The sequence below is a fragment of the Paenarthrobacter sp. PPS72 genome (assembly GCF_048537125.1).
Lineage (GTDB): Bacteria > Actinomycetota > Actinomycetes > Actinomycetales > Micrococcaceae > Arthrobacter > Arthrobacter nitroguajacolicus_E.
On record NZ_JBLYIE010000051.1, the window covers coordinates 16,939 to 43,425 of the forward strand.

Consider the following 26,487-nt stretch of genomic DNA (forward strand, 5'->3'; position numbering starts at 1 on the left):
ATAGTTGCAAGGCAGCCCTGGCAATAGCCTGCGGCTGCCTTGTGGCACGTGGAACTACCCAATGAACTAACTGGAACAGGACGGTGAGACTGATGGTCGACGCGCCAACAGCCGGCTCAGAAGAGACTGCGGCGGACGCATTCCTCCAAGGTGGCCCTTCGCTGCGGAACGCATCGGGTCCCTACTTTGGCAGCTATGGCGGACGCTGGATGCCCGAGTCGCTCATCGCCGCCCTTGACGAAGTCCAGGACACTTTTGAGAAAGCCAAAGCTGATCCCGATTTCATCGCCCAGCTGAAGGACCTCAACAAGAACTACTCCGGCAGGCCGTCATTGCTGACAGAAGCCAAGCGCTTCTCGGAGCACGCCGGCGGAGCCCGAATCTTCCTCAAGCGCGAGGACCTCAACCACACCGGCTCGCACAAGATCAACAACGTCCTGGGCCAGGCACTTCTGGCGAAACGCATGGGCAAAACCCGCGTCATCGCCGAGACCGGTGCAGGCCAGCACGGCGTGGCCAGCGCCACCGCCGCAGCCCTGCTGGGCCTCGAGTGCGTGGTGTACATGGGTGCCGAGGATTGCCGGCGTCAGGCCTTGAACGTGGCCCGCATGCAGTTGCTCGGCGCAACAGTGGTTCCAGTGACCAACGGTTCGCAGACCCTCAAGGACGCCATCAACGATGCTCTCCGGGATTGGGTCTCCAATGTTGAGCACACCCATTACCTGCTGGGCACCGCAGCCGGTGCGCACCCGTTCCCTGCCATGGTCCGCTATTTCCACGAGGTCATCGGCGAAGAAGCCCGCAGCCAGATCCTGGAGCAAACGGGCAAGCTCCCTGACGCCATTGCTGCATGTATCGGTGGTGGCTCAAACGCGATCGGTTTGTTCCACGCTTTCCTTGATGACGCCTCCGTGAAGATCTACGGCTTCGAAGCCGGTGGCGAAGGTGTGGAGACCGGCCGCCATGCTGCAGCGATCTCCTTGGGTCGCCCAGGGGTACTCCACGGTGCCCGTTCATACCTTATGCAGGACGAAGACGGCCAAACTATAGAATCCCACTCCATCTCCGCCGGCCTGGACTACCCGAGCGTCGGTCCGGAGCACTCTTACCTGGCCGACATCGGGCGTGTCACCTACGAGGCCGTGACTGACACCGAGGCCATGGACGCCTTCAGCCTGCTGTGCCGGACCGAAGGCATCATCCCTGCCATTGAGTCCTCCCACGCGCTGGCCGGTGCCATCAAGATCGGCCATAGGCTCACCGAAGGCAAGGAAAATCCTTCCGAGGTCACAGTGATTGTCAACCTGTCCGGCCGCGGCGACAAGGACGTGGAGACTGCCGCTGCCTGGTTCAACATGTTGGATGAGGAAGGGCACGTCAAGGGCACCACGCTGTCCACGCGAAAGCCCAAGGGGCCCACCGAGCGCACGTCCGAAGCAGCCGTGGATGTCAACGAGGATCAGAACTGATGACTGAAGAATTCGCCAGCAAATCCGCTGCCGCCATTGATCGCGCCAAAGCAGAAGGACGCGCCGCCCTGGTGGGCTACCTTCCCGCGGGCTACCCAACGGTCCAGGAGAGCATCGAGGCCGGCATAGCCCTGGCCCGCAACGGTGCTGACCTCATCGAAATCGGAATCCCGTACTCCGATCCCGTGATGGACGGCCCCGTCATCCAGGCCGCAACAACTGAAGCGATTTCCAACGGATTCCGCGTGGCCAACGTCTTCGACGTCGTTGCCGGCATCACTGCCGCTACTGATGCGGCAGTTCTGGTCATGACGTACTGGAACCCCGTCATGCGCATGGGCGTCGACGAATTCGCCCGCCGTCTGGCCGAAGCCGGGGGAGCAGGGCTTATCACCCCTGACCTGGTGCCCGACGAAGCTCATGAGTGGTTCGAATCCTCGGACAGGTACGGCTTGGATCGGGTGTTCCTTGTGGCACCTTCGTCCACCCCGGAGCGGCTGGACATGACGGTGAAGGCAAGCCGTGGATTCGTGTACGCCGTCTCCATCATGGGCGTCACCGGAACGCGAACCTCCGTCAGCAGCAGCGCTGAAGACGTGGTGGCCCGAGCCCACGCAGCCGGTGCCGAGCGCGTCTGCGTAGGCCTGGGTGTCTCCAACCCGGATCACGTCCGGGAAATCGCTGCCTATGCGGACGGCGTGATCGTCGGCACCGCTTTGGTGGCGGCCCTCCGCGATGGCGGCGTGGACGCCGTCGGACAACTCACGAAGAACCTCAGCGCCGGCCTGGGCCGCGCAGTTGCAGAAGCCTAGGAAAAGGAAACAGCGAAGCGAATGCAGACCGTCCTCCACGCTGCGGCAATGGTCCCCATGAGTATCCCGAGCCCATCGTGGTCCGGTTTCGACATTCCCCTGCCGTGGGGGACGTTGCGCATCCACGCTTACGCCCTCTGCATCCTGGCGGGCATCATCGTTGGTTTGTGGCTGACCTCGGCCCGTTGGAAGCGCCGCGGCACGCCTGAAGGGAGCCTGTGGGACATCGCCATCTGGGCGATTCCGTTCGGCATCATCGGTGGCCGCCTCTACCACGTGTTCTCTTCGCCGGATGCCTACTTTGGTCCCGGTTTCGACGGCACGGGGGATCTTTCCCTGATTCCGCAGATCCAGCGTGGTGGGCTGGGTATTTGGGGGGCAGTGATCCTCGGCGCTGTTGGTGCATGGATCGGCTGCAGGCGGGCCGGAGTGAAGCTGACTGCGTTCCTTGATGCAGCTGCTCCCGGACTGTTGTTGGCGCAGGCGATCGGCCGCTTGGGCAACTGGTTCAACCAGGAACTCTTCGGCGCCCCCACAACCTTGCCTTGGGGACTCGAAATCGATGCCGCCAATGCCAATTTCCCACCGGAAATGGCTGCGGGCACACTGTTCCACCCGACGTTCCTATACGAGATGGTATGGAACATTGTTGGCGTCGCCATCCTGCTGCTGCTGGACAAGAAGTTCAACTTCCGCTGGGGCCGGCTCTTCTGGCTGTACGCCATGTACTACACGTTGGGCCGCGTCTGGATTGAAGCGTTGCGCATCGACGACGCAGAACAGATCAGCCTCTTTGGAATTACCACCAGGCTCAATGTGTGGACCAGCATCTTCGTCTTTATCGCGGCGCTGGCCATCTTCTTCATCCTTGGCAGGCGGGGCCGGCCGGTGCCCGACACCCCTTATTTGCCGGGCAGGGAGCCCGAAAAGACGGCGGAAAACGACCCCGGAGCGGTGACGAGCGTCACCAGTCATGATGTGGACGCATCTGTCTCAGATGCTGGTTCGCGTGGTAATCTCCCAGATAACCAAAGCGATCCGGGCCACGTTGACGAGCCGCAGGAATCAGCAGGGGGCACGGATGAGGACACTACGTCCAGCACCGGTTCCACATCTGCTGCTACTGCCGCAAGGAAGGCCCCCGGATCCACGCCGAAGGCAGACGACACCAAGTAGTCGCGTTCGGTAAAGGGGCAACAGAGTCACCGCTCGTAGGGCCCAGTCCACAGCGTCGTGGCACCCCGGAAACCGGATCGCAGCATACCGATGTTCACTGGTCAAGCCGGGGCCAGAGGTCTGCGTAACCGTTCGTTGCGCTGGATCGGCTGGCCTACAATTCCAATTACTAGCGCTTTGTTGTGCCCGTCACAGGGCAGGCAAGGTGGGGCCAACGTTGTCCCTTCCATACGCACGATTCCGAGGAAGGACGTCTCCCATGACCCATCTTCATAACCCCGATTGGTCCGAAAAAATCGAACCTCAGGGTGCCATGTCTCCGTTCAAGCGCTTTGCCGCGCTCCCGGAGGCTCAGGGTCTTTACAACCCTGACAAGGAGAAGGACGCCTGCGGCCTGGCTATTATTGCCACGCTCCGCGGGGAACCGGGATACGACATCGTGGAAGCGGCATTGACTGCCCTCCGCAATCTCGAACACCGCGGCGCTGTGGGCGCCGATGAAGGTACCGGCGACGGTGCGGGCCTGCTCATGCAGGTTCCGGACGAGTTCTTCCGGGCCGTCACCGAATTCGAACTGCCTGCCACGGGCCAGTATGTGGTGGGCACCGCCTTCCTTCCCGCTGAGTCCCGCGAAGCAGACAACGCGAAAGCCGGCATTGAGGCACTTGCCGCTGACGAGGGCCTGACGGTCCTCGGCTGGCGTGAGGTTCCCGTGGTGGCCGACCTCGTCGGCGCCATGGCGCGGGCCTGTATGCCGTACTTCTCACAGCCGTTCTTTGCCTCTGCCACCGGTGAGCAGCTCGAGCACAACGAGCTGGACTCCCGCGCCTGGCGTATCCGCAAGCGTGCCCAGAACAAGTTCGGCGTGTACTTCCCGTCGCTGTCCTCGCGCACCATTGTGTACAAGGGCATGCTGACCACCGCCCAGCTTGAGCCGTTCTACCCGGACCTCTCGGACAAGCGCTTCAAGACCAAGCTCGCCATCGTCCACTCGCGCTTTTCCACCAATACGTTCCCGTCGTGGCCGTTGGCGCAGCCTTTCCGTACCATCGCCCACAACGGTGAGATCAATACGGTCAAGGGCAACCGCAACTGGATGCGTGCCCGCCAGTCCCAGTTGGCCAGCCCTCTGTTGGGCTCCGTCCCCGAAGAGCTGTACCCCATCTGCACCCCCGGTGCCTCGGACTCAGCTTCCTTCGATGAGGTAGCTGAGCTGCTCTGGCTGTCCGGCCGCCCCATCACGCATTCCATCATGATGATGATCCCGGAGGCGTGGGAGAACCACGCCACCATGGATCCCGCACGCCGTGCGTTCTACGAGTACCACTCCCTGCTCATGGAGCCGTGGGATGGTCCTGCCGCTGTCTCCTTCACTGACGGTAACCTCGTGGGAGCAACGTTGGACCGCAACGGCCTGCGCCCGGGGCGCTACTGGATCACCGAGGACGGCCTCATCATCTTCGCCTCGGAAGTCGGCGTGATCGAAGTTGAGCCTTCCAACGTGGTCAAGAAGGGCCGCGTTGCTCCCGGCAAGATGTTCCTGGTGGACACCGAAGCCGGGCGAATCATCGACGACGTCGAGGTCAAGGCCGAGGTGGCCGCCGCCAATCCGTGGGCCGAGTGGCTCAAGGACAACCTGATCGACATCAACGAGCTCCCGGAGCGGGAGCACGTGGTGCACACGGCAGCATCGGTGAACATTCGTCAGCGGACCTTCGGTTACACCACCGAAGAGCTGAAGATCCTGCTCGGTCCGATGTCCCGTACCGGTGCGGAGCCCTTGGGTGCCATGGGCTCGGACACTCCGGTAGCCGTGCTCTCCAAGCGTCCGCGCCTGTTGTTCGACTACTTCGTACAGTCCTTCGCCCAGGTCACCAACCCTCCGTTGGATGCCATCCGCGAAGAGCTGGTTACGTCATTGAAGTGCGCCATCGGCCCCAACGGCAATCTCCTGGACGGCAAGCAGGTCCGCCAGCCGCAGATCTCCCTGCCGTTCCCCGTGATCAACAACGATCAGCTCGCCAAGATCGCGAATATCGAAAGTCCCGACGGCGATCGCATCGCCATGAAGGTCCGTGGCCTTTACCGCCCCGAGGGTGGGGAAGCAGCACTCCGTGCACGCCTGACCGAAATCTGCGAGCAGGTTTCCGGTGCGATCAACCGTGGCGTGCAGTATGTTGTGCTGTCCGACCGCGACTCCAACGCGCAGTGGGCTCCCATTCCTTCGCTTCTGCTGGTCAGTGCCGTCCACCACCACCTGCTCCGCAGTGCAAACCGTACCAAGACCGCGCTCGTGGTGGAGGCCGGTGACGTCCGCGAGACGCACCATGTGGCAGTACTGATCGGTTACGGCGCTTCTGCCGTCAACCCGTACTTGGCCATGGAATCGGTGGAACAGCTGATCTCCAACGGCGACGTCACAGGCGTCACTGCGGAAGACGGCGTCTACAACCTCATCAAGGGCCTTGGCAAGGGTGTCCTGAAGATCATGTCCAAGATGGGCATCTCCACTGTGGCTTCCTACACCGGCGCCCAGACCTTCGAGGCGCTGGGCCTGTCCCAGGAACTCGTGGATGAATTCTTCTCCGGAACGCACTCCCAGTTGGGCGGCGTAGGCCTGGACGTCATCGCAGCCGAAGTTTCGGCACGCCACCAGATGGCGTACCCGGAGGGCGGCATCGAGCACCCGCACCAGCCGCTGCTCGGCGGCGGCGAGTACCAGTGGCGCCGCGACGGCGAGCCGCACCTCTTCAACCCTGAGACGGTATTCCGCCTGCAGCACGCCACCCGCGAACGCCGGTACGACATCTTCAAGTCCTACACCAAGGGCATTGACGATCAGTCCGAGAACCTGATGACCCTCCGTGGGCTCCTCAAGTTCAAGGACGGCGTCCGTCCGGCTGTTCCGCTCGAGGAAGTGGAGCCCGTCTCCAGCATCGTCAAGCGTTTCTCTACGGGCGCCATGAGCTACGGCTCCATTTCCAAGGAAGCCCACGAGACCCTTGCAATTGCCATGAACCGTTTGGGCGCCAAGTCCAACACCGGTGAAGGCGGCGAGGACGTTGACCGACTGCTGGATCCGGAACGCCGCTCTGCCATCAAGCAGATCGCCTCGGGCCGCTTCGGTGTCACCAGCTTGTACCTGACCAACGCCGACGACATCCAGATCAAGATGGCACAGGGTGCCAAGCCCGGCGAAGGCGGCCAGTTGATGGCCCAGAAGGTCTACCCGTGGGTAGCCCGGACGCGTCACTCAACACCCGGCGTCGGACTGATTTCCCCGCCCCCGCACCACGACATCTACTCGATCGAAGACCTCGCTCAGCTCATCTATGATGCCAAGCGCGCCAACCCTTCGGCCCGGGTCCACGTGAAGCTGGTTTCGGAAGTCGGGATCGGCACGGTGGCGTCCGGCGTCACCAAGGCGAAGGCCGACGTCGTGCTTGTTTCAGGTCACGACGGCGGTACCGGCGCCTCGCCGCTGAACTCGCTGAAGCACGCGGGCGTGCCGTGGGAACTCGGTCTTGCCGAGACCCAGCAGACCCTCATGCTCAACGGTCTGCGCGACCGCGTGGTGGTTCAGGTTGACGGCCAGCTCAAGACGGGCCGCGACGTTGTCATTGCCGCCCTGCTTGGTGGCGAGGAATACGGCTTCGCGACTGCTCCGCTGGTGGTTTCCGGCTGCATCATGATGCGCGTTTGCCACTTGGACACCTGCCCTGTGGGCGTTGCCACGCAGAATCCTGAGCTTCGCGCCCGGTTCAACGGCAAGCCCGAGTTCGTGGTCAACTTCTTCGAGTTCCTCGCGGAAGAAGTCCGCGAAATCCTGGCCGAGCTCGGTTTCCGGAGCCTGGAAGAGGCAATCGGCCACGCCGAGGTCCTCGATACCCGCGAAGCGATCAACCACTGGAAGGCCGAAGGGCTGGATCTCGATCCCATCCTTCACGGGCTCGAGTTCGACGACGACGTGCCGCTGCGCAACATGACCGGCCAGAACCATGAACTGGACAAGCACTTCGACCAGCGGCTGATCACCATGGCGCAGGAAGCACTCAGCGACCGGATGCCGGTCAAGATCTCCCTGGACGTCATCAATACGGACCGGTCCGTAGGTACGATGCTGGGCCACGTTGTGACCAAGACATTCGGCATTGATGTCCTGGCAACCGACACGATCGATGTGACCCTCAACGGAACTGCGGGCCAGTCCCTCGGGGCCTTCCTGCCTGCCGGTATTACGCTGCGCCTGTTCGGCGACTCCAACGACTATGTGGGCAAGGGCCTTTCCGGTGGTCGCATCATTGTTCGCCCGGATCGCACCAACGTCTTCCAAGCGGAACGCAACGTCATTGCCGGCAACGTCATCGGTTATGGCGCCACGAGCGGCGATATGTTCCTGCGCGGTCAGGTTGGCGAACGCTTCCTGGTCCGTAATTCCGGTGCGACTGCGGTCGTCGAAGGTATTGGCGATCATGGCTGCGAGTACATGACCGGCGGCCAGACGCTGATCATCGGCCGCACGGGCCGCAACTTCGGTGCCGGCATGTCCGGCGGTACTGCCTATGTGCTGGACCTGCAGCCGGAGCGCGTGAACAAGCTGGCCCTCGATAGCGGTGAACTCCAGCTCCTGGAGCTCGACGCCGAGGACCGCGACATCGTTCACGGCCTGCTGACCAAGCATGTTGAGGAAACCGAATCCGTCCTGGCCGGCCGTCTGCTCGAAAACTTCGACGACACCGCCGCCCGTATCACCAAAGTGCTGCCGCGCGACTACGCCGCAGTCCTGCAAACCCGTCTCGACGCCATCGAAGAGGGCCTTGACCCCGATGGCGAAGAAGTATGGTCTCGAATCCTGGAGGTAACCGGTGGCTGATCCACGCGGATTTCTGAAAGTCCGGCAGCGCGAGACGCAGCCACGCCGTCCCGTTCCCGTCCGCATCATGGACTGGAAAGAAGTGTACGAAGCGCAGGAAAAGGGCGTCCTGAAGAGCCAAGCCGGGCGCTGCATGGACTGCGGCGTTCCGTTCTGCCACCAAGGCTGCCCGCTGGGTAACCTCATTCCCGAGTGGAACGACCTCGTGTGGCGGGACAAGGGTGAAGAAGCGATTGAGCGCCTTCACGCTACAAACAACTTCCCGGAGTTCACCGGCCGTCTGTGCCCTGCACCCTGCGAAGCGTCCTGTGTGTTGGGAATCAACCAGCCCGCCGTGACCATCAAGCAGGTTGAAGTTTCGATCATCGACCAGGCCTTCGACAACGACTGGGTCCAGCCACTGCCTCCCACGCGCCTCACCGGCAAGACGGTGGCCGTGGTGGGTTCCGGTCCCGCCGGCTTGGCCGTGGCACAGCAGTTGACCCGAGTGGGCCACACTGTTGCTGTGTACGAGCGCGACGACAAGATCGGCGGCCTTCTCCGCTACGGCATCCCCGACTTCAAAATGGAGAAGGAACAGGTTGATCGCCGTTTGGAGCAGATGAAGGCCGAAGGCACGCGCTTCCGGACCGGCGTCGCTGTCGGCACCGACGTGACCTGGGAGCAGTTGCGACGCCGTTACGACGCCGTCGTGGTCGCCACCGGCGCTACCGTTCCTCGTGACCTGCCCATCCCGGGCCGCGACCTTGAGGGTGTCCATTTCGCCATGGATTACCTGGTGCCTTCCAACCGCAAGGTGGCGGGGGAGAACCCCGAGAACCACATTGATGCTCGCGGCAAGCATGTCGTGATCCTCGGTGGTGGCGATACCGGTGCGGACTGCATCGGTACTGCGCACCGCCACCAGGCTGCTTCGGTGACCACGCTCGCGATCGGCAAGCAGCCGCCCGCGGAACGTGCCACCCACCAGCCGTGGCCGACGTTCCCCACCCTTTTCGAGGTCGCCAGCGCCCACGAAGAAGGCGGCGAGCGTACCTACCTTGCATCAACCGTTGAGTTCGTTGGGGAAAACGGCAAACTCACCGGCGTCAAAGTTGCTGAGACCGAGTTCGTGGACGGCAAACGCCTGCCCAAGGCCGGTACAGAACGGATTATTCCAGCTGACCTCGTGTTCTTGAGCCTTGGCTTTACCGGTGCTGAGCCGGCGGGCATCACGGAGCAGGTCAGTGCAGAATTCGACGGTCGGGGCAACGTTGCCCGCGACGGCTACTACATGACGAACACCGAGGGTGTGTTCGTTGCCGGTGATGCCGGACGTGGCCAGTCACTGATTGTGTGGGCCATTGCGGAAGGCCGTGCGTGCGCGGCTGCAGTGGACAGGTTCCTGATGGGAAGCACCATCCTCCCGGCACCGGTCGCCCCCACCGACCGGGCGATAGCGGTCTTATAGCGCCGGCAGGAACACTTCTTTTACTCAATCAGCATGACTACTTAGGGTAGGTATATGAGACGCGCGAAAATTGTGGCAACTTTCGGCCCGGCTATCTCCAGCTTCGACAACACCCTCGCGGTGCTGGAGGCCGGCGTCGACGTTGCTCGCATGAACATGAGCCACGGCGACTACTCCGTGCATGACACCACCTATGAAAACGTCCGCAAGGCTGCCGCCCAACTCGGCAAGCCCGTGGCCATTATGGCCGACCTCCAAGGACCCAAGATCCGTCTGGGTCGCTTTGTTGATGGCCCGCACGAGCTGGCCGTGGGCGACACCTTCACCATCACCACAGAAGATGTCCCCGGTACCAAGGACATCTGCTCCACCACACTGAAGAGCCTCACCGAAGACGTCAACGTGGGCGACGCCCTGCTCATTGACGACGGCAAGGTGGCGCTGCGCGCAATCGAGGTTGACGACGTCAAAGTTGTTGCCATCGTGACGGTTGGCGGCAAGGTCTCCAACAACAAGGGCATCAACCTGCCCGGTGTTGCCGTCAACGTCCCCGCATTGAGCGAAAAGGACGAGGACGACCTCCGTTGGGCCCTCAAGCGCGGTGCAGACCTCATCGCACTCTCCTTCGTGCGTGATGCCTCAGACATCAAGCGCGTTCACGAGATCATGGATGAAGAAGGTCGCCGTGTCCCGGTGATCGCCAAGATCGAGAAGCCGCAGGCCGTGGAGCAGCTCCACGAAATCATCGACGCCTTCGACGCCATCATGGTTGCCCGTGGCGACCTCGGTGTCGAATTGCCGCTCGAAGAGGTGCCGATCGTCCAGAAGCGCGCTATTGAACTGGCACGCCGCTGGGCCAAGCCGGTCATCGTGGCCACCCAGGTCCTCGAGTCCATGATCGACAACCCGCGTCCGACCCGCGCCGAGGCTTCCGACTGCGCCAACGCAGTTCTCGACGGCGCCGACGCAGTGATGCTCTCCGGCGAAACTTCCGTGGGCCAGTACCCCATTGAAACCGTCAAGGTCATGGCCCGGATCATCGAGTCCACCGAAGTCCACGGCCTTGAGCGCGTCCCCCCGCTGGGCACCAAGCCCAAGACCCGCGGTGGCGCCATCACCCGTGCCGCCGTCGAAATCGCCGACCAGCTGGACGCCAAGTACATCTGTACTTTCACCCAGTCCGGTGACTCGGCACGACGCCTCTCGCGCCTGCGTCCGGTCAAGCCGGTCTTCGCGTTCACGCCGGTTGAGCACGTCTGGAACCAGCTGGCACTCACTTGGGGCATCCAGCCGGTCCTGGTTCCCTCCGTGGGCCACACCGACGAAATGACCGCACAGGTGGACAAGAGCCTCCTCCAGATGGATCTTGTGGACGAAGGCGACCTGGTTGTCATCGCTGCCGGTTCCCCTCCGGGACAGGCCGGTTCCACGAACTCGCTGAAGGTCCACAAGGTAGGCGACCTCGCCGACACCTCCAAGACCGACGACGGTTCACGCAAGGAACCCGTTGGTCCGTGGCCGGAAAAGAAGTCCAAAGCCAAGGCCTAGTCCTTCGGTTTCCTGAATGCGGGCCCCGCCGTTTGGCGGGGCCCGCATTTTTTGTTGGCTTTAAAGCTAAGAACGACGGCGGCCGCCCACCTCGTGTGAGGTGAGCGGCCGACGTCGTGTGTTTATCGCTTGGGGCGTTAGTTGACCTGGTTGATGATGGTTTCGGCAACCTCACGCATGCTGAGGCGGCGGTCCATGGAGGTCTTCTGGATCCAACGGAAAGCTTCCGGCTCCGTCAGGCCCATCTTGGTGGTCAGGAGGCTCTTGGCGCGCTCTACGAGCTTGCGCGTGGCGAACTGCTCCTGGAGGTCCGAAACCTCGTTCTCGAGGGCCTTGATCTCCTCATGGCGGGAGAGGGCGATCTCGATGGCCGGGATGAGGTCCGCGGGGGAGAACGGCTTGACGACGTACGCCATGGCGCCGGCGTCGCGGGCGCGCTCCACCAGTTCCTTCTGGCTGAAAGCGGTCAGCAGGACCACAGGGGCGATGCGTGCCTTGACGATCTTCTCAGCCGCCGAGATGCCGTCCATGACGGGCATCTTCACGTCCATAAGGACAAGGTCAGGCTTGAGTTCTTCTGCCAGCTGCACAGCTTTCTCGCCGTTGTCTGCCTCGCCGACGACGTCGTACCCCTCGCCCTTCAGAATCTCGATAATGTCCAGGCGGATGAGGGTCTCATCCTCGGCTACGACAACGCGTCGGGCCGGCTGGGCTGTGGACGTGGACTCCGTCTGTTCGGTCACGGGATCTCCTTGAAAAGGTTCGGCGGGTTCATGTCCATCTTAGTGTGGACTCTTTGATGGCTGGTTTTTGTTGCATCAGCGCGCCCGGTTCTTTGAATCAGCCTATCTGCATGTAGAGTAGTTTCGCGTGCTGGGAAAGGATCGCGTTGCTCACAGAAATGAGAGCAGTCAGCGAGAGTTTACTTCCCGGTAATCCGCGCCCGAGTGGCGGAATTGGCAGACGCGCTGCACTCAAAATGCAGTATCGAAAGGTGTGTGGGTTCGAGTCCCACCTCGGGCACTGTAATGTCGCAGGTCAGGGGCCTATATGGCCCCTGACTGTTGACAAAACCCCCAAATCTGTTGACACGGAACTAGCATTTTTATGTGGCTAGTATCCGGAAACGCGTCAAAAAGGACGGCTCTTCGTCCTTCATGGTGGTCTGGCGAGACCCCAAAATCCGGAAGCAGCAGGGCATTACTGTCGACTCTGCGCATGAGGCCGAAACGCTCAAGCGATTGCTCGACGCGAACGGCCAATCCTTTGAGATCGCCCAGCAGGCACTTCTGGACAACAGGGCGAAGATACCCACGGTTGGGGAAGTCATTCAGGAGCACATCGACCTCCTGATCCGGCCGTCGAGCGGGACCGTCAAGACGTATCAGACGATGCTTGATCTCCATGTGAAGAAGGTCATTGGCCACGTCCCCGTCGACAAGCTGGATTATCGGATGATCGCCTACTGGGTGAAGTCGATGATGGCTAAAGGACGCTCACCGAAGACGATCAAGAACGTGCACGGCCTGATTTCTGCGTCGATGAACACCGCAGAGATGCTTGGCTACATCACTCGCAATCCATGCCGCGGCGTCCAGCTGCCGAGCGTCGAGAAGGCCGAGGACGAGATGATGTTCCTCACCCATGCCGAGTTCGGTCTGATTATGGACGGTATGGGGCAGCGCTACCGGGACTTCACCAACTTCTTGGTCATGACCGGGACACGTTTCGGGGAGGCGACGGCGCTGACTGTTGCTGACATCGATTTGCTGGGCAAGCCGGCCACGGCTCGGATCAACAAGGCATGGAAGCGGGACGGGCAGAACCAGTTTTACATCGGGCCGACGAAGACAGGGGCAGGCAAGAGGACCATCGGGTTGAATCCTGCCCTGGTTGACCTGCTGATTCCGTTGGTGGCTGGGCGGCCGAGTAGCGACTTGCTGTTCACGACGCCGAAGGGGGAGCGGATCGTACACAAGCTGTTCTGGCACCACTATTGGGTGCCGGCAGTGAAGGCTGCCCAGGCTCGGGGACTTCGGAAGAACCCACGAATTCACGATCTACGACACACGCATGCTTCCTGGCTAATTCAGGACGGCGTCCCTATCTTCACGATCTCGCGTCGGTTGGGGCACGCCTCGACTAGGACGACTGAGGGCGTTTACGGGCATCTGATGCCGGAGGCGCTGCAGGCTGGGGCGGACGCGACGGAGCGGTCGGTGTCGGCGTTTATGCGCTGATGCGGCCGGGCCCGTTATCGGTCTTCTAGGAAGCCATGCGGTTACTGGCCCTAGTCCCGATGAGCCGAGTGTTGGCGTTGGTTCACGCGCGGAGAACTGAGAGCAGCACTGCCGAGAACGGGCAGCCGTCATAGGCCAAGAAAATCAGCCCGCGCCTGACGGCAAGGGGCTGATCTTGATGGTCAGAGTCTACGCGGTCCGGTGACTTCACATGGACGATGTCCTTCCCGGAACATAAGCCGGCTATTGGTCGATTGTCAGCTGCGGATCACCCTCGGTGGCGAATTTGTCTACCAGCAAGAAAGCCTTGCCCCGTTCGTTGAGCGTCAGTTCGAGGCGGAAGTAGTCAACTTCACCTTCGGCGTTCCTATAGGGACGGATACCGTTGGCAATTCGCCGCGCCTCCAGTCATCAAACGACTCGGTGAAAAACTGGTCAGCCTCATCCCAAATTGAGCACTCCGCCTCGTACTGGTCATACTCCGCATCGACATAGGTTTCCTCGTGGACATCGAGGTCGGCCCAGGCAAACAGCTTCGCTACCGCATCAGCGTAACTCCTTGGTCCCACAAAGAACTGCCAGGTGACAAGTTCTTCTGGAATGTGGCCGTCCTCGTGATCGATGCCAATCGAGATCGAACCATGACCCGAAGACTTGTTGATCCATTCCTCCATATCGACGAGAAGGCGCGTACCACCCGCGAGCATCTCCATCCAGGGACTCGCAAGCTGGAGTTCGCGGATTCGGAGAACATAGGGGTCACCGGCCGCAGCATCCGTGAGCGGAATCCGGGCTGTCTCATCAAGCAAATGGTCCGCTGACACAAGCAGCTTCCAGCCACCGGTCGTCGTTTCGACGGGAGTGTCACGATTGACTAGCTGCCAGTGGCACTTTTTCGTCTCAGGGTGGAAGGGGACAACAACAACTGGCAGCGAGTGGTTCGTTCAGTAGTGGACATGTGCTGCACCAGGCCGGAACCATCAGCCTCCGGGACCAGGTTCACTGAACCAGCTTTTGCCACCCTTGATCTGGAGAGCCAGGAGCCGACCACCCACATTCTCACCGTCTACGAGCTCCGCGTGAGCATCTATACCGTAGTCCTCGGTAGGCTGAACGCGAAAGAGCCATCCGAGCTCATCTTCGATGGCAAGACGTGTGTGGGTCAGACCTGCACTGCCGACTTTGGCACTAGGTTTACGGCGCATCACGGATCCATCTTGCCGCACTGCGGGCCAAACATGATGAAAGCGTGCGGCGCACGGCCAACCGGATTTGCCACTCTGAACAGCAGTTGTTGAGCCCCGACGAAAGAGGAAGAAATCCCTTCTTTGTCCGTCGGTACCGGACCCCTAGCCCTCGAGGTCGATGAGCCCGACGGTGTCGAGAAGAAGGCCAACCTCCAGCGTCAAGTCCGCTGCCCTCAACCCCTCGAAATACCGATGCGAGTCAATGGCGGGCTGCCAATCGAAGGTGTAGCGGAGGGTGAGACTGAACAGCAGCAGATCCGCTAATAAGCGTGTGGTTCTCCCGTTCCCATCCACGAAAGGATGCACGCTGACAAGCCGGTGGTGTGCGGTCATCGCCACCCAAGCAGGATCCAAAGCATCCTGCTCTACCCAGAACTCGATATTGCCGACCTGAGCAGCCAACTGCTCCCGGATCTGCTCTGGAGCCACCCCGATAGTGACCCCCCGGGCTCGGATTTGCCCTGCCCACTTCCAGATCCGGGAGTAGCAGTTTTTGTGAAGGGTCTCGAGGACACCGTCCCTGGCGAGGTCGAGCGCCGTGATCGCACCCTCGCCGATGGCGGACATCATCTCGGCCTGAACCGCTGAAATGGCATTGGCCTCGGCCTCATATACCTGCAGCTTGTTGTCGAAAGACACCCCGTCCACGAATGCAGTTGCGTCTTCCGGATCGACCGGTGTGCTGTCGTATGCCGGGCTCACCTCGCCGTCGTACCATCCGCAATATCATCCGGCGGATAACGGCGGTTCCTGTTACGCATGCGGATCGAGAGCACATCTGCGACGGCCTTCCTCGATTCCTCAGTGGACTTCACAACAATGTGCTCCGGCTGGACGGCACGATCCTCGATGGCCATCGAAGCTGCCACCTGCTCGGCAATGACCCGTCTGTCCACTGTGACCGGCTTCATGATCGGCTGAATCTCAAAGGGCTCGAACGAGAAGTCCCGATGGGTGGTTTTGACTATCGCTACGCGCTTGACCAGGCCCGCTGTGTACTTGACCTTCTTCATCCCGCCTCCTTCCGCTGCTCACTGTTCACAGTCTACGTCGGCACCGTCAACCCGGCAGCAGGCAGAGGCCCGGTTGCCGGGGTCCCGTTTTTGCTGGATGTCGCAGGTGGCTCGTCAGATCGGCACAGCCGATCCGGATCTGGCCTCGAAGGACGGTCCTGGCTCCACCCCGACCAGAAGGAGCAGGACGATGAGCCACGACGACCACAAGTGCAGCCTGGCCCAGCTGGAGCGGGCGCTCGAGGTGCTCGATACCAAGCTGAAGCGCCTGGAGCTGCAGGCTCCGATACGGCTCCGTGCGATTGGCGGTTTCGCGCTCATGAAGTACGGCATCCGCGCTGCCGACCGTGCGTTCACCATCGACATCGACAGTGTCACAGCTGACTTCGCGCCAGAGGTCATGGCGGCCATCCACGATGTGGCCGACGAACTGAACCTGGAGCGCGACTGGATCAACAACGACAACGTGATGGACGGCGACGACGCTGAGCTCGTGGCGTCGATTTACCAGGCACGCTGGATCGACGACGACACCGCGTACGAGTGCATTAAGCTGCAGTTGGCGAGCATTCCCACATTGACCCGCGCCAAAATCATCGCCCTGGACACCGCCGAGTTCTCAGGCCGTGCACAGGACCTGCCGGATCTCCTGGAGCTGCTTCGATTCCAGGGCATCACCACGGCTGCCCGGTTCGATGCTACCTACCCGGATCCGTACGAGGAGTACCCAGCCGCACGCGAGGCCGTACAGGCATGACGCACGGCATCGGTCGACCGCCTGAGACACGCGCCGGCGCTGAGGGGCGTCAGGCCGTCCAGACCACTGAAGGAAGTTGGAATATGACCTTCAAAGAGTTTCCTGCACAGCCAGGCCAAAATTAGTCAGGGTAGCACGTTGATTATGCAATCACATGTCAATTGATCATTGTGAAAGGATAACTAAATCTACTTGCGTAAAGAGCATCTGATGTCTTAGGCTCCCGTTTAGGGGAACTGGATTTTCCCTATCGCTTTCAGGTAAAGGGGGTGAAACAAGGATGAAAAAGACTTACGTTAAGCCGGCTCTCAAGAAGGTCGACATTTTCAAGGCACCCTTCTACACAAACATCTAATCTGACTACGGCGGGCTCATTGTAATCAATGAGTCCGCCGCCTCTAACTATTGGAGCTATTTTGGAAATCTCGTTCGAGAAGCCGGTGGGTAGATTCGATGTGCGGCCGCAGATAGTTGCGGATGATCTATATCTTGTTCATGGACACGACGCTTTTCAGCTAGGGGAAATCGAGGCTCGCATATGGAGCCTATGCGACGGCGATCACTCGGTGGATGACATTGCCCAGATGATTTCCACTGAATATGAAGTTGGGCTTGAAGTAGCCAAAAATGACGCTTCAGAGTTCATTGACAGCTTGCGGAACAGCGACCTTCTCGACAAGTGACGCAGATCGCCAAACTCGAGCGCAGGCAGCTCTCGTCCTTGTGCCTGGTTATATCCGGGGTAGTGTTCGTGGCCATATGGTTCACACGCGAAACGCCGCTGCTAGCTCTGGCGCTTAGTGCCGTAGGGATAGTTTCTTGGGCGTATGTGGAACTCCGTCGATACATCGCCAACTTATGGCTTCGAAGAGCGCTCAAAGCACTTCCGTATTTCATGCCTGTGATGGTGGTTGGCATCGACCTACAGGGAACGCTTTTGGGTATTGCTGTTGGCATAGCACTTGGTGCGACCCTGCTGGCGCTTCAGTCGAAAAACCTGCGTATAGCCTTGGATCGACGTCTGCTCGGCTTGATGCCCCGACCAACGAGGACTGAGGCCTTTACTGAGTCGATGTTCTTCTTGCTCCCCAGCGTGGCTCAGGAATACTTCCATCGACAGGCTTGGCTTTATGTTCTTATTCTACAAACTGGAGTATGGCCCTGGGTAGCGGTCCTTTTCACATCCATAATGTTCTCCGTCGAGCATCTAGTGGGCGGCGGCGGACACACAACGCCCTCGCTAATCAACCTAACCAGATGGTTCGGGATGGGCGTACTGCTCGCAACGGCCGTGTTACTCACCGGTCAGATTTGGCCGGCAATAATCTGCCACGCAATGGTAAATGCCCCGGCCGCGATTCAACCGCACCTGAGAGGGAAACTTTAGATAATGATCATCCAGCCAGAAGAATTTCGGAATCCCGCTGTTCAAGCCGACTTACTAAAGTTTGTTCCCAGTGAGATCGTCGAAAACGCGGTTATTTTCGTGGCGGGATCTTTGGTTCATGGTTATGGGAATGCGACATCCGATATCGATATTATCGCCATCCATCGCGAAACTGATGTGGGCAGTCGTGCTGAGAGCATCCAATCGGTTGTTAAAGTCGCTGAAGGATTGGACGTACACGTCGGTGAGTACCGTGGAGTGCGAGTCGATCTTGAAGTTGTGCAATGGGAGAAGATATCGTCCGTGGCAACGCAACTCCGTGAGGGGGGTAGCGCCTCCACAGTTCCTGAGTATTTGAGAGTTTCGCTTAACAACCTGAAGAACGGAGTCCCGCTCGTGCGTTCCGGCGAGTTCGAGAATTTGCGCGACTCGTTCCCATGGGCAACCTATACTCGCATGGTCACTTTGGAGAACGCATCAAGATTCCAAAGCACTTCGGAGGATGCTAGCGGTGGCATTTTGGGGAAGGACCTGGGACCTGCGATGCTTGCGTCCAAACGAGCTTTGGATAATGCCGCGGATGCGCTCCTTGCCTCGCTCGGAAACACAAACTATAGAACGAAGTGGCGGCTTCGACTCTTGGAGTCGGTTGCAGGATCTGAGCCGGCGCGCCGCTATCTGGAAGCGCAACTCGAGCCTTCTCTCCAGACCTTGGAAGTGATACAACGGGCAAAGCAGCGGCTCCGTCTTGGACAAAGCTTCCTTCTCGATGCGCACTCCGCGCTAACTGCACAGACCAGTCGACGCGATGCTGCTCTTCTCGCTCGGACACGGAGGCCCTTGGTAATACCCGGTCATCCAAACGCTTGGGACATAGGCGGTCTCCCAGTCGGTGACAACGTCGTGAAAAGCGGTGTGTTGTACCGAGCAGGGAGTTCCGAAGCGGTCGATGCGCAAGACCTTGATCAGCACGCCATCGTGACCGTTGTTGATCTTAAAAATGAAGACGAACCGCACTTTCCCATAGTTGACGCAGGTAAGTATTCAATTCGTCAGGTTTCACTACCGTCGAGAGAATTTTCTACCGATACCTTGGTCGAGGTCATACGGCTGCTGGAACAGTCCGACGGCGCAGTCCTGATTCACTGCGCGAGAGGTCGTGACAGAACCGGACTAATGATCGCTTGCATACTTCGAATCATTGGAGCATCGAAGGACGCGATTACAGCGGATTTTATGAACTCCGTGCGGGGTTGGGATGCCGTAGCCCCCGAATCAGAGCGCGCCCGCCGCTCATACGTGGAGATCGAGTCGGAATTCCGTTCAAACTTAGGCCAAAGCAACATTGAACAACTAGCCCGCGATGCTGGGCTGACGCAGGCGTCCGTAGACGCCCTCAAACGAAAAATCCTGACTGCTGCAGACGAGTGAGGGTCTACTGCATCGCTGAACGACCGATCACAAATCATCCATATCGACGGGCATTGGAGCCGCGGAAGGACATCGGAACGTAATGCACTTCATTGTCACAATGGCTGGACGCGGAAGGCGAATGGCCACCGTGTCACGGACACTCCCCAAAGCTTTGCTGCCGCTAAGTTCTGGAATGGTCGAGGGTTTCTATGATTGCAACCTTTCCCGCATTGTAGCCACTGCACGCTCGCTCGGCGCATCAAGAATCGTCGCTGCGACTACTGGTACACCCATCGATCAGGCGGCTGCGCGAGTGCTTGGCATCGAAGACGTGCAATCCGCCCCGCTGGGAGAGGCAAACGCCGTTGCTGAAGCAATGCGACACCTATCAGGGACCTCAGAAGAGGTCACCGCAATCTGGTCAGCTGACAACATCATCGACATTGAAGATGTCCGATCGGTAATCGACTCAGCCAGGGCGGCAGACTCGTTAACAGCCCTTGTAGGGGTTGCGGAGGTACAGGACCTGGCTGAATATACCCGTGTAGAGGTACGAGAGCACGGCGAGGAGGTTATAGGTCTGACCGAAAAACCAAAGGAAGCGGGTGCCGGCCTTGCGAAGAGTGGTTTCTACGCTCTTCGGTCCGCGGCGCTTGTCACCTGCCTTGCCCAATCAACCCTCGACAGATTTGGGGAATGGTCCATGACAGGTGCACTGGAAGTTGGTATGCGTTCTGGCGTTAATGTTCGAAGCCATGTGCTACATGGTGGATTCCTGGATATCGGGGACCCCAAAAGGTACTACCGCGTAGTCGCCGACGCTGATGCTTAGACTGAAGGGAGGCTCCGGTGCATTTCTCATTGCAGGTCCTACAACAGTAGTGAAGATTGGTCGGGGTCAGTCTGGCCGACGCAAGGTACGTCATGAGGCCGACTTCCTGCGGTGGGTTCAGGATAACCACCCCCATTCCCCATTCGTGGAAGTTCGACAACCGTTTGGACTGGGGCGACTAGGTGTCGTAGCCACGCGTTTGGTACACGCACCTTCTGCGCGGTCACTCGCGAGTGGTGGTGAATCACGACTGCTGTCGGCCCACGTGACAACGGCTGCACGGAGTTTGGCTGAACTGGGTGTTGCGCAACGTCAGCTCTGTGGTGACAACCGACCCGCATTGTGGGGTCAAGATTTGCTGATCAGGCGTTCACGCCTTGCGGAACGCATTTTTGACGATTCTTTCCTGAGGCGCTCAATCAGATCTCTCGTCGATCGATGTTCCACGACTACCAAGAAGGATTTGATGGTTAGTCCCTTCAGGTCTGTCATCCATGGGGATCCACATCTGGGCAACCTACTGCTAACTGACAACGAAATAGCTTGGATTGACCCGCGAGGCTATTTCGACGGGCAGCGAATTTTCGATCCTGCCTACGACCTCGGAAAGATTGCGCACGAAGCTGCACTCGTGCGCGCAATGGGAGCAAGCAGCTCGGAGGTAAGAAGGGTTGAACGATGGGGAAGGGTTCTATTCGGCTCGTATGAGAGGTGTTGGGCGGCAGTGGATTCTACTGTGGCAAACCGCGCTGCATACTTCGCCGCTGTGAACCTTGTATCGGCCCTCACTTTTGGGCACGTCCAAAGTGCTCCGGCGGCTAGGGAAATGGTTGATGTAGCCCGCAACCTCATGGAAACGGTAGACGTTCACGGTGGGGCGGCGGTGGGCACGTGGCTATAAAGGTCGGGTTCGAGGGATTGCCCGGTGTTGGGAAGACCACGGCCATCCATGAAATCCATAGTGAACTTGTACAGCGGGGATATACCTCTCGCGTTGTCCCGGAACTCATGGTTCATATTGGTGGGGTACCGGTACCCCCAGAGCGCTTCAATCTGAATGACCGGCTCAAAGGTCAAGCTGCCTCGGAGGCTAGCGAGGACGTCATCCTTATGGATCGAACCTGGGTATCGACGAATGCTTGTAACTTGACCCTGGAGGGCTACGGGCACGCACCTGGTTTGATGAGCGACCCATTTGAAGTCGACCTTTGGGCATTTCTCAAGTGCGGCGCATCGGTACGCGAACCACGTTGTGCTACGAGCTATGAATGGCCTTGGTCTATGGAAGAATTCGCTGGCCGATGGGAAGGGTTGGCATGGGACATGATTGGCCGGACGGATACACCAATTTTGGATTGGACTGGTATTTCGTCCGCCCTTGTAGATCAGATCCTTGACAGGGTTGAAAGAGTGAGCGCAGAGCCGACCGGCGGCGCCCGTGGGCCTCACAAACGCAGTCGTAACCAGTGATCCGCCAGCGCATTGGTCCGTTGGAGTCAAAAGAGGATATTTCCGTGAATGATAATGACAGCCTTCAATTACTTGCCGGTACGCTGGGGCTCCCTATCCATCACCTTGAACCAATAGTGCATGCAGGAGACGGTAGGCTATTCCGCATCCCGGGGCTTGGCATTGCAAAGCTTTACGAAAGCGGATCCGACAAGCTGCGGTCTGCGCTGGCTGCTGCGAAAAGGATATCCGACGCCGGCCTCACTTTTTCCCCCCGCCTTCTGGATGTTGTTGAGTTCGGCGAGAGCGATGTTGCCGTAATCTTCGAGTACATCGAGGGCGCGCATCCTCCAAACGATTTCCTGAATGTCTGCGATCACCGAGCGGACCTGACACTCTTGCTTGACACCCTTCACTCAAACCACGCCGATCAATTCAGTCGCGCGCCGTTCACCTCGTCGTCGTCTTTCAGCGATTGGCCGTCATTTTTGAGATCGCAGCTCGAAAAGATACCCGTGCGTTTCCTGGAGCGGACGGGAAGCCCTGCTGAATCCTTCCTTTATGAAGCAATTGAGTACACACGTGCGACGCTTTCCGACGCCCATGACCTCCTTCTGCGTGTTCAGCCATCGCTCGTGCATCGCGACGTTTCTGCTCGTAACCTCCTGATACCACGAAAGGGCGGGTTGATGCTTCTCGACTTCGATCTAGCCGCCTATTACGATCCATTTTTCGATTTTGTGAAGTTGGACTTGTTCAATCCGCCTTCGTCCAAGAACTCATGGGAGGCACTCGTCAAAGGTTATTGCCTGCAAACAGAAACAGATGTTGATGAAGCGTTCATGCGGATTGGTGTCTGTCGATCTCTAGAATTGCTCTGGGGGTATCCGGCACTGATTGCGATGGGAAGCAGTGCGGCCGACACGTGGAAGCATCAGATTCAGGAGTTGGTTGAAAAGCATGCATAAAGATTTGTTCGCCTCGCTGCTACTTATTTCGGTAGGGGCCGGGCAAGCTGCTCAAGTACAGCAAGCGGGCAGGTTGCTAAGGAATCGCTTCCGGATTCCGTACCCAAGTGGTAGCGAGCAGGTGCGTGAAACAGAGTCAACGCGATTGGTAGTGTTGCTTCCAGCATACGAAGCGGTCGATGAAGTCAATTCGGCATTCGATTGGTTCTCACGTGAAGAAATCGACGATGGTTTGACTGACTACGTGTTCATTACGACAGCTCGGGAGAGTGATGGGGGTACGGCGCGGGTTAGCGCGTCAGTCGCGGCCCGTCACGATCGATTCCACCACCTACACAGCACAACGACACCCTACTGTAAGGCGTCGCAACTCAACGATGCAGTCAGTTGGAGCCTGGAGCGTTGGCCTGTCTCAGACCTTCGCTTTGCGATCTACGACATCGATGGCCGCCCGGAGGTCCTTCCCCACAGGGCACTGGGTGGGACATTCGCCGATATTGAACAGCAAGTGCCTCTCCCGGCACGACCTGAGCTGGGTTCAAAATCCGCGATTGGTCGTGGCCACGCGGGCGTCCAGGCGGTGCGTGCTTTGGCAACAGAATTTTGGACGTGGGACAGGGCCCAGACTCGACACGGTATGCGGCTGCTACAACAACCAGTGGTCAGTCCCGCGAAATATTGCTGGGGCAACGGACTTGTAATACGTGCGGGAGCCCTCGAAAAAATCGGAGGCTTCCCCGTGCCGGTGGACGACTTGGAGGTGGGATATGAAGCCACGGTTATGGGCCTCACATCGGCTATTCGACCCGAGATCGTTTGGCACTCCGCCTACGTCGAACCGAAGCAGATGGCACGCAGTCTCGGATTCATTCTTAAGGGAGACAATCCGTTTGGACATGACCGCTGGCAGAGATCATCGCCGCGGCAGCGCGTGTGCTTGTCGACGGCCCGTGCGATGAAGCTACTGAGGCTGATGGAGCCGGCGTTTTGGCTCGCATTCGTCATATCGTCGCCGCGCCGCGCCCGCCTGGTGCCGTTGATTGCGGCCAGGTACGTGGTTCCTGCGTGGTATGGCGCCCGTGCTCTCTCCCACTTGGTGGACGAGGCAGATGCACCCATCCTGCTCAAGGCTCCTACTCTTTTTGACACAACAGTCGCGGCCATGGCCACGCCAGGCATTCGCCTCGCTGCGTGGTTGAAGGGACACATGGATAGCTGGAGGAACTATGCAAAGTAAGGTCATCTACGACGGAGAAATTGCGATCACGTCGAACTTTCCCGGCGCTGACGACTGGATTCATGCCCATTTGCCGACCGAGGTTTCTCAAATGAATGGGACAGGATGGCGCGGGCATCTCCAGATCCTGAACTCTGCGGCACAGTTTGACCAGTTGCAGCGCATTGCGGACAACAGCTCGTCTAAACGGCACCCTCGGCTGTATATGGACGAAACTTATGAGCACATCCTCCTCGGAGGACAGCATCTATTCCTAATGCGGCCAGGTGCTGCGCAGTCACTTCCACATGCGGTTTTCGGCTCGTATGACACGGATTGGAAAATAGTCGTGCCTGACGCTTCCGTAGCGTCAGTTCGGCAAACGCTCAGAAGTCTCCGCAGCGTACTCCGCGGATACCACCTGGATCGTCGCGGCCTCCTTATGCACGGTGCCACGGCCGGTGGTGCACTGTTTCTTGGGCCTTCGGGGGCCGGAAAAACCAGTGCAGCTATTCGCTTCGCACGCCTTGCCAATAAACCACTGGTTTCAACAGACAGGACAGTGTTGAGAGCAGGTCCTACGGGCGGGGAGGTCATTGCTATTGGTGGACCGGAGGTGATGCGACTCGGAGTTGGCCTAGCCCGAGAGCTTGACGATGCCTTACTGACGCAAGGGTCGACTACCCGCTCACATCAAGATCTGAAACTTGTGCAGGTTTCAGGGCAGGTGTTTGGGTCAAAAGACAAGCTCGAGCTTACTTTCGACGACGCCAGAAGTTCCCTCGATATCAGGAGCCAGGATTCAACTGTGCTCTCGGCAATCGTGCTGCCACGTGTGGCGGAGTCGGGCGGCGCAGTTATGCGGTCTGAAGATGAAGAATCAGTCATCGAGGTGACGCGACACTTACTGCACCCGGACGCCAGACATGGGTATCCGATCGCCTCGTCAATGCTGGCATCCGATGAAGCCAAGTCCTTTGCTGTCGAACTGTTAGCCAATCTACCGATCTACCGATTGACGTGGCCCCTCGACGATAGCGACGTACGTAGGAAGCTCTTTACGGAGTTGGACGAGGCCCTGGCATATGCGTAAGAGCGATAGCGAAGCCGAGGCACCGTCTACGTCGGGAACCGGCGAACAAATCGCAGTGGACAGTTCCCGGAGACCGCTGGGTTGGTTCTGGTCAGGGCGCTTTGCCTCTGCTTTCGGCAGCGCGCTGACTACGTTGATCGCGCCATATTATCTGGCGGTTGTATTGCACCTGGACGCCGTGGCGGTGTCTCTGGTGATGGCAGGGCCGGTCGTAGCGACTCTCTTGTCACCACTTTATGCAGGCATTATTGCAGACTCAGTGGACCGCAAGCTTTTGACCATCAGTTGCGACTTCCTCCAATTCGTCCTCCTTGTAATGCTCGGTGCCATAACACTTTGGGGGCCTGATGGCCTCCTTCCCTTCGGAATTGCCAACTTCCTCCTTGCCATAGTCTCGTCAGTCAGCGCTGTGGGACTTATGGCGGGATTCCCGGACATCGTTGGAGAGGATAGGTTGCATGCTGGCAATGCGCGGTTGCAAACGTTCAACACCATAGCTCATTCAGCAGGAGGCCTCTCCGGAGGTGCGGTTATGTCCTTTCTTGGACCTTTCACAGCTCTGATTGTTAATAGCCTGGCATACTTGATGTCTTCTGTCTCCCTGCTTTTCACACGCTGGCCTAATGCAAAACCTCATACGGTAGGCAAAAACAAAGAGCCGTATATGCGGAGAGTAGCGCATGGTTTCGTTCTGGTAAGAAAGAAGCCCCTGCTACTTGTGCTTGTGATGACGAGCACCGTCGCCAACTTCTTCATTACGCTTAGCGCGGTCGCGCTACTATGGCTTCTGGTACGTGAAATCCAACTGCCGTACTTTATGTACGTGTTGATCCTTTCAATTGGCTCTCTGGGCGCAGCCGTGGGTGCAACGTTAAGCTTCCGAATTGCATCCTGGACAGGTTCAAATCAGCGCGCCCAACTGCTCTCGCTGAGCCTCTATGCAGTTCTACTGGCGGGTTACACGCTTCTCGACGGAACCGGTGTAGCCACGGTTATTTTCGCGGCCGCAGTGGATTTCGGTGTTGGCTTTGTCGTGTCTGTCTACATAGTGAACAATGCGGTGCAACAGCAGGTTCTCGTACCCTCTACTGATCGCGGAAGTGTGGGAGCAGTTCGATCCTTCGGTTCGGCACTCGCAGGTGTACTCGGAACAGCGTCCTCTGGCGTGCTCATTGCGCTTTTCACGGGTCGCGGCACAGTGGTCTTCTGTGCCATAGGGCTAGCCATGGTCGCCCTAAGATTCACTTTTCATGTGTTCCGCAGAGCCGAAGTACTTGACAGCTAATGCATTAGTGCAGGGCCTAGGGCCTGCAAGAGGCGGTTTGATGGATTTGCCCTGCTCTGTTCCGATGCGTGCACACTCCTGACCATAACGCTCGATGAGAAGGATCATTAAGTTGCCAACTCGTTCAACGACCTGCTTGCGTACACCTTAGGCGAGCATGACGGGGTCAAGGACCTGTGCGGAGGGAAGGTCTTACCGGGGCATTGCCGACGCCGGGCCGGTCTGTTCAACAGGCGAGCGATCCGGCTGAAAATCGAAT

22 protein-coding genes and 1 tRNA gene are annotated in these 26,487 nt (G+C 59.1%); 18 read left to right on the plus strand and 5 right to left on the minus strand.

The annotated features are described in order from the left end of the window. Positions 1-92: 92 nt before the first annotated feature. The 6 genes from trpB (at position 93) to pyk (ending at position 11,328) form a co-directional block, all read left to right on the plus strand. The gene (gene trpB / locus ACLRGI_RS19030) at positions 93-1,469 is read left to right on the plus strand and encodes a tryptophan synthase subunit beta (protein ID WP_419203106.1); all 1,377 of its coding nucleotides are present in this window, start codon (positions 93-95) and stop codon (positions 1,467-1,469) included. Next, complete coding sequence (trpA, locus tag ACLRGI_RS19035) at positions 1,469-2,281, plus strand: tryptophan synthase subunit alpha (protein ID WP_419203107.1); 813 nt, start codon at positions 1,469-1,471, stop codon at positions 2,279-2,281. Before trpB ends, trpA begins: the two co-directional genes overlap by 1 nt. 21 nt (positions 2,282-2,302) lie before the next feature. After that, a complete protein-coding gene (gene lgt / locus ACLRGI_RS19040; RefSeq protein WP_419203108.1) occupies positions 2,303-3,457 on the plus strand; it encodes a prolipoprotein diacylglyceryl transferase in 1,155 nt (384 codons plus the stop codon). 259 nt (positions 3,458-3,716) lie between these two features. Further along, positions 3,717-8,330 carry a glutamate synthase large subunit gene (gltB, locus tag ACLRGI_RS19045; RefSeq protein ID WP_419203109.1) on the plus strand — a complete coding sequence of 1,538 codons (4,614 nt, stop codon included), beginning with the start codon at positions 3,717-3,719 and terminating at the stop codon, positions 8,328-8,330. Further along, a complete protein-coding gene (locus tag ACLRGI_RS19050) occupies positions 8,323-9,780 on the plus strand; it encodes a glutamate synthase subunit beta (protein ID WP_364309467.1) in 1,458 nt (485 codons plus the stop codon). The genes gltB and ACLRGI_RS19050 overlap by 8 nt, the downstream gene beginning before the upstream one ends. Positions 9,781-9,834: 54 nt before the next feature. Further along, positions 9,835-11,328: a pyruvate kinase gene (gene pyk, locus ACLRGI_RS19055; RefSeq protein ID WP_419203110.1), complete on the plus strand. Its 1,494-nt coding sequence runs from the start codon at positions 9,835-9,837 to the stop codon at positions 11,326-11,328. A gap of 137 nt (positions 11,329-11,465) precedes the next feature. Here the strand turns inward: pyk and ACLRGI_RS19060 are convergent, their stop codons facing one another. Further along, positions 11,466-12,071: an ANTAR domain-containing response regulator gene (locus tag ACLRGI_RS19060; protein ID WP_011774540.1), complete on the minus strand. Its 606-nt coding sequence runs from the start codon at positions 12,069-12,071 to the stop codon at positions 11,466-11,468. A gap of 198 nt (positions 12,072-12,269) precedes the next feature. On the opposite strand from ACLRGI_RS19060, the gene ACLRGI_RS19065 reads away from it, so the two are divergent. Next, a tRNA-Leu gene (locus ACLRGI_RS19065) sits at positions 12,270-12,351 on the plus strand. A gap of 86 nt (positions 12,352-12,437) precedes the next feature. After that, positions 12,438-13,568, plus strand: a complete 1,131-nt coding sequence (locus ACLRGI_RS19070) for a tyrosine-type recombinase/integrase (RefSeq protein ID WP_419203111.1) — start codon at positions 12,438-12,440, stop codon at positions 13,566-13,568. Between the two features lie 326 nt (positions 13,569-13,894). On the opposite strand, the gene ACLRGI_RS23430 is transcribed toward ACLRGI_RS19070, so the two are convergent. The 4 genes from ACLRGI_RS23430 to ACLRGI_RS19085 all read right to left on the minus strand — a co-directional run bounded on the left by ACLRGI_RS23430 (position 13,895) and on the right by ACLRGI_RS19085 (position 15,828). Continuing rightward, complete coding sequence (locus ACLRGI_RS23430; protein ID WP_503409122.1) at positions 13,895-14,392, minus strand: hypothetical protein; 498 nt, start codon at positions 14,390-14,392, stop codon at positions 13,895-13,897. Between the two features lie 156 nt (positions 14,393-14,548). Continuing rightward, entirely contained in the window at positions 14,549-14,773 is a 225-nt protein-coding gene (locus tag ACLRGI_RS23435) for a DUF4365 domain-containing protein (RefSeq protein WP_503409123.1), read from the minus strand. Positions 14,774-14,917: 144 nt separating this feature from the next. After that, positions 14,918-15,517, minus strand: a complete 600-nt coding sequence (locus tag ACLRGI_RS19080) for a Fic family protein (RefSeq protein ID WP_419203112.1) — start codon at positions 15,515-15,517, stop codon at positions 14,918-14,920. Beyond that, positions 15,514-15,828, minus strand: coding sequence for a hypothetical protein (locus ACLRGI_RS19085; protein ID WP_419203113.1), 315 nt, complete (start codon positions 15,826-15,828; stop codon positions 15,514-15,516). The genes ACLRGI_RS19080 and ACLRGI_RS19085 overlap by 4 nt, the downstream gene beginning before the upstream one ends. 190 nt (positions 15,829-16,018) lie before the next feature. On the opposite strand from ACLRGI_RS19085, the gene ACLRGI_RS19090 reads away from it, so the two are divergent. The 10 genes from ACLRGI_RS19090 (at position 16,019) to ACLRGI_RS19135 (ending at position 26,228) form a co-directional block, all read left to right on the plus strand. After that, positions 16,019-16,585: a hypothetical protein gene (locus tag ACLRGI_RS19090; protein ID WP_419203115.1), complete on the plus strand. Its 567-nt coding sequence runs from the start codon at positions 16,019-16,021 to the stop codon at positions 16,583-16,585. A gap of 416 nt (positions 16,586-17,001) precedes the next feature. Continuing rightward, positions 17,002-17,268, plus strand: coding sequence for a PqqD family protein (locus ACLRGI_RS19095; protein ID WP_419203116.1), 267 nt, complete (start codon positions 17,002-17,004; stop codon positions 17,266-17,268). Further along, a complete protein-coding gene (locus tag ACLRGI_RS19100) occupies positions 17,265-17,972 on the plus strand; it encodes a CPBP family intramembrane glutamic endopeptidase (RefSeq protein ID WP_419203118.1) in 708 nt (235 codons plus the stop codon). Before ACLRGI_RS19095 ends, ACLRGI_RS19100 begins: the two co-directional genes overlap by 4 nt. Positions 17,973-17,975: 3 nt before the next feature. Next, complete coding sequence (locus tag ACLRGI_RS19105; RefSeq protein WP_419203119.1) at positions 17,976-19,403, plus strand: tyrosine-protein phosphatase; 1,428 nt, start codon at positions 17,976-17,978, stop codon at positions 19,401-19,403. Positions 19,404-19,503: 100 nt separating this feature from the next. Beyond that, entirely contained in the window at positions 19,504-20,217 is a 714-nt protein-coding gene (locus ACLRGI_RS19110) for a nucleotidyltransferase family protein (protein WP_419203134.1), read from the plus strand. Further along, positions 20,210-21,118, plus strand: a complete 909-nt coding sequence (locus ACLRGI_RS19115; protein ID WP_419203120.1) for a phosphotransferase — start codon at positions 20,210-20,212, stop codon at positions 21,116-21,118. The genes ACLRGI_RS19110 and ACLRGI_RS19115 overlap by 8 nt, the downstream gene beginning before the upstream one ends. Before the next feature lie 613 nt (positions 21,119-21,731). Continuing rightward, positions 21,732-22,634 carry a phosphotransferase gene (locus ACLRGI_RS19120; RefSeq protein ID WP_419203121.1) on the plus strand — a complete coding sequence of 301 codons (903 nt, stop codon included), beginning with the start codon at positions 21,732-21,734 and terminating at the stop codon, positions 22,632-22,634. A gap of 739 nt (positions 22,635-23,373) precedes the next feature. Next, positions 23,374-23,871 carry a hypothetical protein gene (locus ACLRGI_RS19125; protein ID WP_419203122.1) on the plus strand — a complete coding sequence of 166 codons (498 nt, stop codon included), beginning with the start codon at positions 23,374-23,376 and terminating at the stop codon, positions 23,869-23,871. Further along, a complete protein-coding gene (locus ACLRGI_RS19130; RefSeq protein ID WP_419203124.1) occupies positions 23,861-24,943 on the plus strand; it encodes a hypothetical protein in 1,083 nt (360 codons plus the stop codon). Before ACLRGI_RS19125 ends, ACLRGI_RS19130 begins: the two co-directional genes overlap by 11 nt. Continuing rightward, positions 24,936-26,228, plus strand: coding sequence for an MFS transporter (locus ACLRGI_RS19135; RefSeq protein WP_419203125.1), 1,293 nt, complete (start codon positions 24,936-24,938; stop codon positions 26,226-26,228). Before ACLRGI_RS19130 ends, ACLRGI_RS19135 begins: the two co-directional genes overlap by 8 nt. Positions 26,229-26,487 lie beyond the last annotated feature (259 nt).